14 protein-coding genes are annotated in these 14,234 nt (G+C 63.9%); 11 read left to right on the top strand and 3 right to left on the bottom strand.

Annotated elements, in window-relative coordinates:
* Window position 1 precedes the first annotated feature (1 nt).
* From NCS03_RS00995 to NCS03_RS00955, 9 genes are read left to right on the top strand one after another with little or no spacing between them, the layout of a single operon-like run.
* Window positions 2-1,312, top strand: coding sequence for an adenosylmethionine--8-amino-7-oxononanoate transaminase (locus NCS03_RS00995; RefSeq protein ID WP_008351942.1), 1,311 nt, complete (start codon window positions 2-4; stop codon window positions 1,310-1,312).
* A complete protein-coding gene (gene bioF, locus NCS03_RS00990) occupies window positions 1,309-2,508 on the top strand; it encodes an 8-amino-7-oxononanoate synthase (RefSeq protein WP_034470377.1) in 1,200 nt (399 codons plus the stop codon). Before NCS03_RS00995 ends, bioF begins: the two co-directional genes overlap by 4 nt.
* A complete protein-coding gene (gene bioD, locus NCS03_RS00985; RefSeq protein ID WP_250528653.1) occupies window positions 2,505-3,206 on the top strand; it encodes a dethiobiotin synthase in 702 nt (233 codons plus the stop codon). Before bioF ends, bioD begins: the two co-directional genes overlap by 4 nt.
* A 4-nt stretch (window positions 3,207-3,210) precedes the next feature.
* Window positions 3,211-4,254: a biotin synthase BioB gene (gene bioB / locus NCS03_RS00980; protein WP_008351947.1), complete on the top strand. Its 1,044-nt coding sequence runs from the start codon at window positions 3,211-3,213 to the stop codon at window positions 4,252-4,254.
* Window positions 4,255-4,273: 19 nt separating this feature from the next.
* The gene (locus NCS03_RS00975; RefSeq protein WP_250528652.1) at window positions 4,274-5,215 is read left to right on the top strand and encodes a 2-hydroxyacid dehydrogenase; all 942 of its coding nucleotides are present in this window, start codon (window positions 4,274-4,276) and stop codon (window positions 5,213-5,215) included.
* 25 nt (window positions 5,216-5,240) lie between these two features.
* Window positions 5,241-6,164 carry a hydroxymethylglutaryl-CoA lyase gene (locus NCS03_RS00970; protein ID WP_008351950.1) on the top strand — a complete coding sequence of 308 codons (924 nt, stop codon included), beginning with the start codon at window positions 5,241-5,243 and terminating at the stop codon, window positions 6,162-6,164.
* Between the two features lie 16 nt (window positions 6,165-6,180).
* Window positions 6,181-6,678 (top strand): YbaK/EbsC family protein, encoded by a 498-nt coding sequence (locus NCS03_RS00965; protein ID WP_008351951.1) that lies wholly within the window; start codon window positions 6,181-6,183, stop codon window positions 6,676-6,678.
* Window positions 6,679-6,722: 44 nt separating this feature from the next.
* Window positions 6,723-7,280 carry a DUF1289 domain-containing protein gene (locus NCS03_RS00960; protein WP_250528739.1) on the top strand — a complete coding sequence of 186 codons (558 nt, stop codon included), beginning with the start codon at window positions 6,723-6,725 and terminating at the stop codon, window positions 7,278-7,280.
* Entirely contained in the window at window positions 7,277-8,188 is a 912-nt protein-coding gene (locus tag NCS03_RS00955) for an MBL fold metallo-hydrolase (RefSeq protein WP_250528651.1), read from the top strand. The genes NCS03_RS00960 and NCS03_RS00955 overlap by 4 nt, the downstream gene beginning before the upstream one ends.
* Window positions 8,189-8,365: 177 nt before the next feature.
* On the opposite strand, the gene NCS03_RS00950 is transcribed toward NCS03_RS00955, so the two are convergent.
* Window positions 8,366-9,256, bottom strand: a complete 891-nt coding sequence (locus NCS03_RS00950; protein WP_250528650.1) for an alpha/beta fold hydrolase — start codon at window positions 9,254-9,256, stop codon at window positions 8,366-8,368.
* A 258-nt stretch (window positions 9,257-9,514) separates the two neighbouring features.
* Here NCS03_RS00950 and NCS03_RS00945 point away from each other — a divergent pair, with 258 nt between their 5' ends.
* Window positions 9,515-10,477 (top strand): NAD(P)H-dependent flavin oxidoreductase, encoded by a 963-nt coding sequence (locus NCS03_RS00945; RefSeq protein WP_008351955.1) that lies wholly within the window; start codon window positions 9,515-9,517, stop codon window positions 10,475-10,477.
* Window positions 10,478-10,545: 68 nt separating this feature from the next.
* Here the strand turns inward: NCS03_RS00945 and NCS03_RS00940 are convergent, their stop codons facing one another.
* Together NCS03_RS00940 and NCS03_RS00935 are read right to left on the bottom strand one after the other, a co-directional pair.
* Complete coding sequence (locus NCS03_RS00940) at window positions 10,546-11,655, bottom strand: porin (RefSeq protein ID WP_250528649.1); 1,110 nt, start codon at window positions 11,653-11,655, stop codon at window positions 10,546-10,548.
* Between the two features lie 508 nt (window positions 11,656-12,163).
* The gene (locus NCS03_RS00935; RefSeq protein ID WP_034470363.1) at window positions 12,164-12,532 is read right to left on the bottom strand and encodes a hypothetical protein; all 369 of its coding nucleotides are present in this window, start codon (window positions 12,530-12,532) and stop codon (window positions 12,164-12,166) included.
* A 513-nt stretch (window positions 12,533-13,045) separates the two neighbouring features.
* Between NCS03_RS00935 and NCS03_RS00930 the strand changes: the two genes are divergently transcribed.
* Window positions 13,046-14,065: a bile acid:sodium symporter family protein gene (locus NCS03_RS00930; protein WP_033536558.1), complete on the top strand. Its 1,020-nt coding sequence runs from the start codon at window positions 13,046-13,048 to the stop codon at window positions 14,063-14,065.
* The last annotated feature ends 169 nt before the right edge of the window (window positions 14,066-14,234 follow it).

Raw genomic sequence — 14,234 nt, 5'->3', positions numbered from 1 at the left:
TTTGAACACAGAAGCCAATCAGGACTGGGTTGCCCGCTCGCTTGCGGCCGTGTGGCATCCGTGCACCCAGATGAAACATCACGAGCGCGTGCCGCTCGTGCCGATCGCGCGCGGCAAGGGCGCGTGGCTCTACGACCACGAAGGCCACCGCTATCTCGATGCGATCAGTTCGTGGTGGGTCAATCTCTTCGGCCACGCTAACGACGACATCAACCGCGCGCTCAAGGATCAACTCGACACGCTCGAACACGCGATGCTCGCGGGCTGCACGCACGCGCCGGCCGTCGAACTGGCCGAGCGTCTTTGCGCGCTCACCGATCGCACGCTCGGCCATGCGTTTTTCGCGTCCGATGGCGCGTCGGCGGTCGAGATCGCGCTGAAGATGAGCTTTCACTTCTGGCGCAATCGCGGCGCAAGCGAGAAGCGCGAATTCGCGTGTCTCGCGAACAGCTATCACGGCGAAACGATCGGCGCGCTCGGCGTGACGGACGTCGCCATTTTCAAGGACGCTTACGATCCGCTGATCCGTCACGCGCATGTGGTCGCGTCGCCGGCGGCGGTCGGCGTCGACGAAGCCATCGCCGCGATGCGCGCGCTCTTCGGGCAGCGCGCGTCGCAGCTTGCGGCCGTGATCGTCGAGCCGCTCGTGCAGTGCGCGGCCGGCATGTCGATGTACGACGCGTCGTATCTCACGCGTTTGCGCGCGCTGTGCGACGAATTCGGCGTGCATCTGATCGCCGATGAAATCGCGGTCGGCTGCGGGCGCACCGGCACTTTTTTCGCGTGCGAGCAGGCGGGCATCTGGCCTGATTTCATCTGCTTGTCGAAGGGCATCAGCGGCGGATACTTGCCCCTTTCGATCGTGCTCACGCGCGACGACATCTACGCCGCGTTCTACGACGACGACGTCACGCGCGGCTTTCTGCATTCGCATTCGTACACGGGCAATCCGCTCGCGTGCCGCGCCGCGCTGGCGACGCTCGATCTGTTCGACAGCGCGAACGTGCTCGCGGAAAACAAACGCAAATCGGCGTTGCTGGGCGAGGCGTTGCGCGCGCGCGTCGGCGGGCACGAACGCGTGAAGAATCTGCGCAATCGCGGCACGATCTTCGCGTTCGATGTCGATATCGACGACAAGACGTTCTCGCGCCGCTTCTTCGCAAACGCGTTGCAGCGCGAACTGCTGATGCGCCCCATCGGCACGACGGTCTACATGATGCCGCCGTACATCCTCTCCGACGACGAACTGCTGCTCCTCGCGCAACGCACGCGCGAAACGCTCGACGCCACGCTCGCGGGGGTCGCAGCATGAGCACGACAGCGAGAGCGTTGTACGAAACGCTCGAACAGGGCTTGAACGATATCGATGCGCGCGGCCTGCGGCGTCGCCGCAAGACGATCGACGGCGCCTGTTCCGCGCACATGACCGTCGATGGCCGCGCGATCGTCGGCTTCGCGAGCAACGATTATCTCGGCCTCGCCGCGCACGATGCGATTCGCGCGGCGCTCGCCGAAGGCGCGTCGCTTTTCGGCGCGGGCAGCGGCGGCTCGCATCTGCTGGGCGGCCATTCACGCGCGCACGCGCAACTCGAAGACGATCTCGCCGCGTTCTCGGGCGGTTTCGTCGACAACCCGCGCGCGCTTTACTTCAGCACCGGCTACATGGCGAACCTCGCGGTCGTCACGGCGCTCGCCGGACGCGGCACGCTCGTGTTTTCGGACGCGCTCAATCACGCATCGCTGATCGACGGCGTGCGCCTGTCGCGCGCGCAAACGCAGATTTATCCGCACGCCGACATCGACGCGCTCGACGCGATGCTCGACGCCTCCCGCGACGAAACAGCGACGAAGCTCATCGTCACCGACACGGTGTTCAGCATGGACGGCGATATCGCGCCGCTCGCGCGTCTCGTCGAGCTTGCGGAGAAGTACGGCGCGTGGCTCGTCGTCGACGACGCGCACGGCTTCGGCGTGCTCGGCCCGCAAGGACGCGGCGCGCTGGCGCATTACGCACTGCGCTCGCCGCATCTCGTCTATGTCGGCACGCTCGGCAAGGCGGCGGGCGTGTCGGGCGCGTTCGTCGCGGCGGATGAAACCGTCATCGAATGGCTCATTCAGCGCGCGCGTCCGTATATCTTCACGACGGCGTCCGCGCCGGCGGTCGCGCATGCGGTGTCGAAGAGCATCGAAATCATCGCGGGCGATGAAGGCGACGCGCGCCGCGCGCACCTCGCGTCGCTGATCGACACCACGCGCGCGATGCTGAAACGCACGCGCTGGATGCCGGTCGATTCGCATACCGCCGTGCAGCCGCTCGTGATCGGCGGCAACGACGAAACGCTGGAAATCGCCGCCGCGCTCGACAAGCAAGGCCTCTGGGTTCCGGCGATTCGTCCGCCGACGGTTCCGGCGGGCACGTCGCGCCTGCGCATTTCCCTTTCCGCCGCGCACAGTGAGGACGATCTCGCGCGGCTCGATCACGCGTTAAACGCTTTGAATACGCTATGACCGCTTTATCCCTGTTCGTCGCCGGAACCGATACGGAAATCGGCAAGACGCTCGTCTCTTGCGCGCTGCTGCACGGCTTCGCGCGCGCGGGCCTTTCCGCCGCCGCGATGAAGCCGATCGCGTCGGGCGCGGTCGAGCGCGACGGCGTGCTGCACAACGAAGACGCCGATCAGCTCGACGCCGCCGCGAACGTCGCGCTGCCGAACGACATCCGCACGCCGTTCATGATGCGCGAGCCGATCGCGCCGCATATCGCTGGGGCGCGCGAAGGCGTGGCGCTCGACATCGGGCGCATTGTGCAAGCGCATCAGTTCGCGATGACGAAAGCGGATATCGTCGTCGTGGAAGGCGTCGGTGGTTTTCGCGTGCCGCTCACCGACACGCACGACACCGCCGATCTCGCCGTCGCGCTGAATCTGCCGGTCGTGCTCGTCGTCGGCATGCGGCTCGGCTGCATCAGCCATGCGTTGCTGACGGTCGAAGCCATCGCGTCGCGCGGCCTGAAGCTCGCCGGCTGGGTGGCGAATCGCGTCGATCCGAATATGCTGTATCCCGACGAAAACATCGCAACACTGAAACAACGCATCAAGGCGCCGCTCATCGGCGTGATTCCGCATCTCGCGGCACCCGATGCAACGCGCGCCGCCGATTCGCTCGATATCGGCGCTCTGACCGACTCGCTTCATCAAAAGGATTGAATACATGACACAGCAAATCGCCACTGAGACCACCTCGAAAACCACGCCGCAACCGATGCAGCGCTGGCGCGTCGCCGATGTCGTCGCGCTGTACGAACTGCCGTTCAACGATCTGCTCTTCCGCGCGCAGACCGTGCATCGCGAACACTTCGATCCGAACGCGGTGCAGTTGTCCACGCTGCTGTCGATCAAGACGGGCGGCTGCGAGGAAGATTGCGCGTACTGTCCGCAGTCGGTGCATCACGACACCGGCCTCAAGGCCGAAAAGCTGATGGACGTCGATGAAGTCCTGAAGGCAGCCGAAGTCGCGAAGTCGAACGGTGCGACGCGCTTTTGCATGGGCGCGGCGTGGCGCAATCCGAAGGATCGCCATCTCGAGCCGATCAAGGACATGATTCGCGGCGTGAAGGCGATGGGCCTCGAAACCTGCGTGACGCTCGGCATGCTCGAAGCGCATCAGGCGCAAGGCTTGCGCGACGCCGGCCTCGATTACTACAACCACAATCTCGACACGTCGCCGGAGTTCTACGGCCAGATCATTTCGACGCGCACGTATCAGGATCGCCTCGATACGCTCGAACACGTTCGCGACGCGGGCATCAACGTGTGCTGTGGCGGGATCGTCGGCATGGGCGAATCGCGACGCGAACGCGCGGGACTGATCTCGCAGCTCGCGAACATGGAGCCGTATCCGGAATCGGTGCCGATCAACAATCTCGTGCAGGTCGCGGGCACGCCGCTCACCGGCGTCGACGCGCTCGATCCGTTCGAGTTCGTGAGGACGATCGCGGTCGCGCGCATCACGATGCCGAAGGCGATGGTGCGTCTGTCCGCCGGACGCGAGCAGATGGATGAAGCGTTGCAGGCGCTGTGCTTCGCGGCGGGCGCAAACTCGATCTTCTACGGCGATCAGCTTCTGACGACGAGCAACCCGCAAGCCGAAGCCGACCGCAAGCTGATCGAGCGCCTCGGCATGCGCGCGGAAGCCGCGCAGAACGCCGGCGCGCAGGAAGCCGAACGCGGTTGCGGACACAAGCACGCGAACTAAACGGAAAACGGACGCGGCCATGAAAATCATCTTCTACGAGAAGGGCGCCGATATCGACGCGTGGCTCGGCGGCCTGAAACGCGAGTTGCCCGATGCGGACCTGCGCGTTTGGGAGCCGGGCGACACCGCGAACGCCGACTACGCGATCGTGTGGCGCGCGCCGCGCGAGCTCTTCGCGAATCGTCCCGATCTTCAGGCCGTGTTCAATCTCGGCGCGGGCGTCGATGCGATTCTCGATGTCGAGCGCCGCGAACCCGGCACGCTGCCGCCGAACGCGAAGCTCGTGCGTCTCGAAGACACCGGCATGGCGCAGCAGATGGTCGAATACGCGACGTACTGCGTGCTGCGCTACCTGCGCCGCTTCGACGAATACGACGCCCTGGAACGCGAAGGCCGCTGGGAAAAACTGCCGCAGCACGCGCGCGAATCGTTCACTGTCGGCGTGCTCGGGCTCGGCGTGCTCGGCGCGGAAGTCGCGAAGGGTTTGCTGAAACTCGGCGTGCCCGTGCGCGGATACAGCCGCACGCCGAAGACGATCGAAGGCGTCCACGTTCACGCGGGCGCGGACGAATTCGACGCGTTTCTCGACGGCGTAAAAGTGCTCATCAATCTGTTGCCGCACACGCCGGACACCGAAGGCATTCTGAACGCGCGCACGTTCGGCAAGCTCGCGCGCGGCGCGTATCTGGTGAACGTGGCGCGCGGCCCGCATCTCGTCGATGCCGATCTCATCGCCGCGCTCGACAGCGGCCAGATCGCCGCCGCGACGCTCGATGTCTTCCACACCGAGCCGCTGCCGCAGGAACATCCGTTCTGGACGCATCCGCGCGTGTCGGTGACGCCGCATATTTCGGCGGAAACGCTGCGCGAGGAAAGCATCGTGCAGATCGCCGGCAAGATCAAAGCGCTCGCGCGCGGCGAGCCGATCAGCGGCATCGTCGATTTCAAGCGCGGGTACTGAGACCACATCGAAAGGAGACAGAGACATGATTCCGTCAAAAGTGAAAATCGTCGAAGTCGGGCCGCGCGACGGCCTGCAGAACGAAAAGGAATTCGTGCCCACCGAAACCAAGATCGAGCTCGTGAACCGGCTCGCGCGGGCGGGCATCGTGAACGTGGAATCGACATCGTTCGTGTCGCCGAAATGGGTGCCGCAAATGTCCGACGCCGCCGCACTCATGGCCGGCATCGAGCGCCGTCCGGGCACGATCTACTCCGTGCTCACGCCGAACATGCGCGGCTTCGAAGGCGCGCTCGAAGCCAAAGCCGATGAAATCGTGATCTTCGGCGCGGCGAGCGAGGCGTTCTCGCAGAAGAACATCAATTGCAGCATCGCGGAGAGCATCGCGCGCTTCGAGCCGGTCGCGAAAGCCGCGAAGGACGCCGGCATGCGGCTGCGCGGATCCATCTCGTGCGCGCTCGGCTGTCCGTATCAGGGCGAAGTGAGCATCGAATCGGTCGTGGATGTCGTCGAACGCATGAAAGCGCTCGGCTGCGACGAGATCGATATCGCCGATACCATCGGCGTCGGCACGCCCAAACGCACGCGCGAAGTGCTCGCGGCAGCGCAGAAAGCGTTTCCGCGCGAGCGCCTTTCCGGACATTTCCACGACACGTACGGGCAAGCCATCGGCAACATTTATGCGGCGCTGCTCGAAGGCATCGAGATCTTCCACGCGTCGGTGGCGGGGCTCGGCGGCTGTCCGTATGCGAAGGGCGCGACCGGGAATGTCGCGACCGAAGACGTCGTGTATCTGATGAACGGGCTCGGCATCGAGACCGGCGTCGATCTGGATCAGCTCGTCGATATCGGCGATTTCATTTCGCGCGCGATCGGCAAGCCGAGTTCGTCGCGTGCAGGAAAGGCGATCTTCACGAAGAAACGCGACGGCGCCGCCGCCTGCGTCTGAACAACAAAGGACAAAGATGATCGATCAATTGCCCGATTCCGCGCGCCGCGTCGCGCTTTTGTTGAAGGAACGCGGCCATCCGCATGACGTCGTGATGCTGCCCGAAACCGGCAAGACGTCGGCGGAAGCGGCGGCCGGCCTCGGCTGCGAGGTCGCGCAGATCGCCAAGTCGATTCTGTTTCGCCGCAAGGAAGACGACGCGCCCGTGCTCGTGATCGCGAGCGGCGCGAATCGCGTCGATGAAGCGAAGGTCGCGGCGCGCGTCGGCGCTCTGGCGCGCGCGGACGCGAAGTTCGTGCGCGAGAAGACCGGCTACGCGATCGGCGGCGTGTGCCCGATCGGACATGCGGTCACGCCGGTCACGCTCATCGACGAAGACCTGCTCGCGCTCGACAGCCTGTGGGCGGCGGCCGGGCATCCGCACGCGGTGTTCAATCTGTCGCCGCAGGAATTGATCGAGCTGACGGGCGCGCCGGTCGCGGACGTTGCGTTGCGCGAGACGGCGGAATCGTGACGAACGTGACGGACGTTGCGTCGCCGTGCGTCGATGTATGCCGCATGAATCCGGAGACCGGTTTCTGCGACGGCTGCTTTCGCAACATCGACGAAATCGCCGCGTGGTCCTCCCATGACGATGACGCGAAACGCGCGGTGCTCGCGCGCGTCGAGAGCCGTCGTCAGGGCGCGCGCGTGGTGACGCTCGGCGAATCGTTCGACGCGACGCTCGCGCTGCCGCCCGATTCGATCAAGCACTTCGCGACGCTCGTCAACGATCTCAACCCGCTGCATCACGACGACGCCTACGCGCGCGCAAGCCGTTTCGGTGCGCTGATCGCATCGGGCACGCAGCCGACCGCGCATCTGATGGCGATGCTCGCCACGCACTTCTCGCAATACGCGCAGCCGCTCGGACTCGAATTCGGCATCAGGCTGACGCGCGCGGTGAAGGCGAACGACGTGCTCACGATGTCCTGGCGCGTGACCGAAGCGAAGTGGAAAGCGAGTCTGAACGGGGATCTCGTGAAGCTGGAAGGCGACGCGCGCAATCAGCTCGGCGAAACGGTGATGAAGGCGACGGCGACCATCGTCGTGATGCCGCTGGAGACACGCGCGTGAGAACGCTGCCGGAGTCGATGACGGTCTTCGAGCGCGGCTGGCTCTCGTCGAACAACGTGCTGTTCAGAAGCGCCGAAGGCACCGCGATCGTCGACACGGGCTATGTATCGCACGCGCCGCAAACGCTCGCGCTGGTCAAACAAAAGCTCGGCGCGCGCAAGCTCGATCTGATCGTCAACACGCATCTGCATTCGGATCATTGCGGCGGCAACGCGCTGCTCCAGCGCACGTACGCCTGCGACACGCTGATTCCCGCAAGCGAAGCGCACGCCGTGCGCGCATGGGACGAAGACGCGCTCACGTTTCGCGCGACCGGCCAGCGCTGCGATCGCTTCGATTTCACGGGCACGATCGCGCACGGCGCGACGCTCGCGCTCGGCGGCTTCGACTGGAACGTGCTCGGCGCGCCGGGCCATGATCCGCATTCGCTGATGCTCCATTGCCCCGAGACGCGCGTGCTCATCAGCGCGGACGCGTTGTGGGAAAACGGCTTCGGCGTGATCTTTCCCGAACTCGAAGGCGACAGCGGTTTCGCGGAAGAACGCGCGGTGCTCGAACTCATATCGACGCTCGACGTCGATATCGTGATTCCCGGCCACGGCGCGCCGTTCACGGACGTTGCGCGCGCGCTCGAGGTCGCTTCGTCGCGACTCGAATACTTGGAGGCCGATCCCGCGCGCAACGCGAAGAACGCGCTCAAGGTGCTGATCGTCTTCAAGTTGATGGAAGTGCGCACGATGACGCTCGATGCGCTCGTCACGATGACGCAAGACGCCCGCGCGATGCGCGCCGCCGCCGATGCGCTCGCGCCATCGGGCGAATGTCATACGCTCGTCGAGAAAATCGTCGGGGAACTGGCGCGCGGCGGCTCGGTGAACGTGAGCGGCGAAACCGTGTCGGTGGCCTGAACCGCCCGAGTGCACAAAAAGAAAGCCGCTTGTCAGCTACGGCAAGCGGCAGAATCATATGGACGTGATCAACGTCCCAAGTATCGTATCGCGACACTATTTCACGTGCATCGGTGCTTTCCCTACAAAATTGTAACGACACCTGAATTCACGTAAAGCCCAATGCCGGCGCGGGTTTCAGGGCGCATCTGCCTCGAAGAACGCGAGCATTTCCGCGAGCAGCATGTCGGGCTGTTCCTCGGGAATGTAGTGCCCGCACGGCAGCGCGCGGCCGCTCACGTCGCGTGCGACGCGCCGCCATTCGTCGAGCGCGTCGAAGCGCCGTCCGATGACGCCTTGCTCGCCCCACAGCACGCGCAGCGGACAGGCGATCTTCATGCCGCGTTCGAGATCGGCGCGTTCGTGTTCGAGGTCGATGCCCGCCGACGCGCGATAGTCCTCGCACGTCGCGAAGATCGCACCCGGCGCGGCAAACGCGTCGCGATACGCCTGCAACGCATGCGGCGCGAAGGGCGCAAATCCCGCTTGGCCACTGCCCAATAGCCGATCGATATATGCGTCCGGGTTGCCGCCGATCAGCAATTCCGGCAGCGGCGACGGCTGGATCAGCATGAACCAGTGGAAGTTTGCAGTCGCGAATTCGCGGTCGGTAGCGTCGTACATCGCGAGCGTCGGCGCGATGTCGAGCAGCATCAGACGATCGACGGCGTCGGGGAAATCCATCGCCATGCGATGCGCGACCCGCGCGCCGCGATCGTGCGCGCAGACAAGAAACTGTTCGAAGCCGAAGTGACGCATGACCGCGACCTGATCGCCGGCCATCGCACGTTTCGAATACGGCGTGTGATGCGTGTCGCTTTCCGGCTTTCCCGACGCGCCGTAGCCGCGCAGATCGCTGGCGATCACCGTGAAGTGCTTCGCAAGCTCGCCGGCGCACTTGTGCCAGATCTCGTGCGTTTGCGGATGTCCGTGCAGGAGCAAGAGCGGCGGCCCCTCGCCGCCTTTCATCCCGGCGATCTCGACGCCGCCCGCATCGACGCGAAACGGCTCGTAGTCTTTGAACGACATTGTGTTTTCTTGTTCGTGGCGTTGCGGACCATTGTAGGCGCGCTCGCGCAGTCGCCGATGCCGTGGCGAGCGTGGAACGCCGAAACCGAATACTTCTTCGGGAAATGGCGGATGTTTCGGCGGCGATGTCGTGCATATAATCGAACGATCGTTCGCTGGCCACGCGTGCCTTCCGGAAAATGATCGTGCGTGCCGGATCGCGCGCCAGTTCTCTAGAATGGTTTAACGCTGCTCGGACACACTCAGGAGATTCGTGCCATGGCTCTGCCCGCCATCTTGCAGCACCTCAGCTTGCCCGTCGTCGGCTCGCCGATGTTCATCGTCAGTTATCCCGAGCTCGTGCTTGCGCAATGCAAGGCGGGCATCGTCGGCTCTTTTCCGGCGTTGAACGCGCGTCCCGCCGAACTGCTCGACGAATGGCTCACGCAGATTCAAAGCGAGCTCGCCGCGCACAAGGCCGCGAATCCCGATGCCGTGATCGGGCCGATCGCGGTCAATCAGATCGTTCATCAGTCGAATGCGCGGCTCGAACAGGACGTGCGCGTGTGCGTCGAGCATGAGGTGCCGATCTTCATCACGAGCCTGCGCGCGCCGGTCAAGGAGATGATCGACGCCGTGCATTCGTACGGCGGCATCGTGCTGCACGACGTCATCAACTTGCGGCACGCGCAGAAAGCGCTCGAAGCGGGCGTCGACGGCCTCATTCTCGTCGCGGCGGGCGCGGGCGGCCACGCGGGGACGACGTCGCCGTTCGCGCTCGTCGGCGAAGTGCGGCGCATGTTCGACGGCCCGATCGTGCTGTCGGGCGCGATCGCCAATGGCGGCTCGATCCTCGCGGCGCAAGCGATGGGCGCGGACCTCGCCTACATGGGCACGCGCTTCATCGCGACGAAGGAAGCGCACGCGCTCGAGGAATACAAGCGCGCGATCGTCGATGCAACCGCCGCCGACATCATCTACACGAATCTCTTCACGGGCGTGCATGGCAACTACATCCGCGAGAGCATCGTCAATGCGGGACTCGATCCCGATGCGCTGCCTGTCTCCGACAAGAACGCGATGAACTTCGCCGAAGGCACGAGCAAGGCGAAGGCGTGGAAGGAAATCTGGGGCGCGGGCCAGGGCGTCGGGCTGATGGAGGACGTGCCGAGCGTCGCGGAACTGGTCGAGCGTCTGAAGCGCGAATACGACGACGCGAAGGCGCGCCTCGCGATCGGCTGATTTTTTGTGCCGTAGAAAGCAAAACACCGCGCCCTTGAGCGCGGTGTTTTCGTTCGATGCGAAACGCTTTAGAACTTCGCGCGGAGACCGACGCCGAAGGTATCGCCCGTCGACATACCCGTGTACTTGTCGTTCAGGTACGCGGCGTAGACGTCGGTGCGCTTCGACAGCGGATAGTCGTAGCCGAGCGCCCAGCTCTTGTGCGTCTGATCGAGACCGCCGTTGCTGCGCGAGTACGCATACGACGCCATCACCGTGCCCGGGCCGAGCGGAACCGTCACACCGCCTTGTCCGGTGTTGACGTGGAACGTGCCGGGGCCTTCGTAGTCGTTCTTCGTGTACATGTACTGCGCGAAGAACTTGACGTACTTCATGTCGTACGACGCGCCCAACTGGCCGACGCTCTGGCTCTTGTAGCCCGGCGAAGCGAAGCCGTCCACCGACGTCAGATCGCCCGGGGTGTTGTTGAAGTTCACGTACTGATAGACGCCCGTCGCCGCGAACGGACCGTGGAAGTACAGGAACTGCGCGCTGTACTTCTTCGAGCGGCCGTCGCCGGCGGTGTTGCCGAAGCTGTACATCACGCTGCCCGACAGACCGTTGAAGTCAGGCGACGTGTACTGGACCGAGTTGTTCCAGCCCGAATCGCCGATCACGCCCTGATCCGTGCGGTACGTCGGGAATGTGCCCGCGCCGAGGAACACGTGATAGACCATCGGCGAGAAGACGTACGAATCGACGAACGGGTTGAACAGGATCGTCGAGACGAAGAGTTGCGTCGTCAGGCGGCCCACGGTGAACGTGCCGATCGGACCTTGAATGCCGACGTATGAGTTGCGCGCGAAGAAGGTGTCGCCCTGGAAGCGTCCGTACTGACCGTTCTGCGCGCGGAAGAAGCTTTCCAACGTGAAGATGGCCTTGTAGCCGCCGCCGAGATCCTCGGCGCCCTTCAAGCCCCAGTACGACGTCGACATGCCGCCGCCGCTCACGTTCCAGGCACGATCGCCGCCGGGAAATTTCTGCGCGCCGACCCATTCGTCGACCTGTCCATACAGCGAAACGCTCGATTGCGCGTGCGCCGTGCCCGCGGCGAAGAGGCCGAACATCGCTGCGGCGACCGCGGTGGCCTTGACCGTTGTTTTCACCGTAGTCATTGCACGGTTGACGGTTGACTTCATGAACTCTCCTGTTCTTTGTCGAAAATTGAAATCTTTGCGGGCGAGTTGCGTTGCGCTCGCCTCGTCTGACCGGCATAACGGTTTAGTGGGCGAAGAGGCATCGCGTGTGGAGCGGCACCATCTTTACGGACCATTTTTCCGGTCAAAAATGTTTTTGGTTATTGCGGGTATAGCGGTTCGAATACTTCCCGCCCCGCCCGCGCGCAGGAAGGGACGCTTTGCCTCAGGCTCGCGATGGCCGGATCGACAACCGGCGAGATGCGCAGCGAGTACCGGCGCGCCTCTCCAAGCGTCGAAAGGCGTTTGAAATTAAGAATTTCGGACATTTTCCCGCGCAGGCCGCATTGTCCTTGCGCGGAAAAAAGAGCGGAACGTCTGGGGGAAATTCGATGCGCAACTGTGGCGAGATTACGTCATCGTGACAGCGAAGCTAGACGCGCAAACAGTTTTGCGCTCCGCGCGGTGAACGCGGCGAAACGGAGGTCAGCTCAGGAAGACTGCGGAGCGTTCAGTTGCGGTAGTTCGCGTTCGTCGGCGCGCGACCGTCGTCGGCCGGACGGCCGGGGGGGCGCGGCAGGCTGCGCTCTTCGTTGTAGCGCGTGATGTCGGCGCGAATCGAGCCCGCGCCACGCAGCGGCACCGTCTGATCGCCCCGCGGGCCCGGACGCACTTCGGCGCTAACGGGCGTCAAGCCGTCTTTGGCGGCGACCGGCGTGTAATGCAGCGATTGCCTGCTGGCGCCGGAATCGGTGAGGACTGTCGACGGCAGCCACTCGACGCGCGGCCCGGCAAGCGCGAGCGAACCCGCCACCGCGAGCGCGCCAAGCGCTGCAGATGCGAAAAGCCGGGTAGTGTTGCGAATGCCTGTGAGCGCCATGTCGAAACAGCCTGCGTCCGACCGATATTTCCGTCCGTGAATGGAAAGCGGAGACTTTCGCTTCAGGCGGACAACCGGCGGCAGTCGGAACATTCGGGGCCTTGCATCGAGCGATGCATAAACCCGCCAACCGGTGTATTCAACAATTTATTTCGCGCCGCGAAAGCAGTCGAGCCAAAAAGTGTTAGGCCCGCTCGATGGTTGTAACACCATGTTACGTCAGAGTTTTTCGCTGCCGCCGAGCATTTCGGACGACCAAACATATGAAGAACAAATGTGCTGGACAAAAGAATCTGAAAGCCGCGAAATTGGCTCGCGCGCGGCCCGAGTTTTGCTGTAGCGCTCATTCGGCCTTCCTCGTGCACAGGTCGTTTCATGTGGACGTGTCATCAATCGATCCAGTAAATGAATTTGCCAATTTAATCGGGTGCGAGCGAAAATCATGGTTTTTCCTGACTTGACGCAAAAAACGCCCCGCCCAGCGGCCGGCGTGTCCAAGTACGAGACTCTTTGATGGCACGGCCCAAACTTCTTCCCGACAACTTCACGCTGGCGCTCGTCGGCACCGTCATCGTCGCGAGCTTTCTGCCCTGCCGCGGCGGCGCGGCGGTCGCATTCAACTGGATCACCGATATCGCCATCGGCCTCTTGTTCTTCCTGCATGGCGCGAAGCTTTCCCGCGAGGCGATCATCGCCGGCGCGACGCACTGGCGGCTGCATCTCGTCGTGCTGCTCAGCACCTTCGCGCTCTTTCCACTGCTCGGGCTCGCGCTCAAACCGGTGCTGACGCCGCTCGTGACGCCGGCGCTGTACACCGGCATCCTGTTTCTGTGCACGCTGCCGTCCACGGTGCAGTCGTCGATTGCGTTCACGTCGATGGCAAAGGGCAACGTGCCGGCCGCCGTGTGCAGCGCGTCCGCGTCGAGCCTGCTCGGCATTTTCATCACGCCGGCGCTCGTCGGGATCGTCGTGAGCAATCACGGCGCGACGACCGGCTCGCCGTGGCACACCGTCGGCAACATCACGCTGCAACTGCTCGTGCCGTTCATTGCCGGGCAATTGCTGCGGCCGGCCATCGGCAAGTGGATCGACAGGCATCGCGCGATGCTCAAGTTCGTCGACCAGGGCTCGATTCTGCTCGTCGTGTACGTCGCGTTCAGCGAAGCCGTGAACGAAGGCATCTGGCATTCGATTTCGCTCGGGACGCTCGCGGGGCTGCTCGCGGTCAATATCCTGTTGCTGGCGGCGGCGCTGTTCATCACGGCGTTCACGGCCAAGCGCCTCGGCTTCTCGCGCGCCGACCAGATCACGATCATCTTCTGCGGTTCGAAGAAGAGTCTCGCCTCCGGCATTCCGATGGCGAAGGTGATTTTCGCGTCGCACGCGGTCGGTGCGGTCGTGCTTCCGCTCATGCTTTTCCACCAGATTCAATTGATGGTGTGCGCGGTGCTCGCGCAGCGTTGGGGCGCACGCAAGACTGCGCCCGAAGCCGCGCGCGAGAACAAGGCCGTCGGAGCGCCCGCCCGCCGCTGATTCACGCCCGTCCGCGAACGGCGCCCGCTGGTTCGCCATATTCGATCCCTTTCCAGAAGGCCGCCGCGTGCGGCCTTTTGCGTCATTTGAACCCGGCCACGCTCAAGCGACCATTCAGCCAAGCGGCATAAGCCAGAAAGCCTGACTTTTCACATCGATTCGTCGGAAC

Origin of the sequence: Caballeronia sp. ATUFL_F1_KS4A (assembly GCF_023630905.1) — a bacterium.
Taxonomy (GTDB): domain Bacteria; phylum Pseudomonadota; class Gammaproteobacteria; order Burkholderiales; family Burkholderiaceae; genus Caballeronia; species Caballeronia zhejiangensis.
Note: the sequence above shows the minus strand (reverse complement) of the source record. Positions and strands in the feature narration are given on the sequence as shown.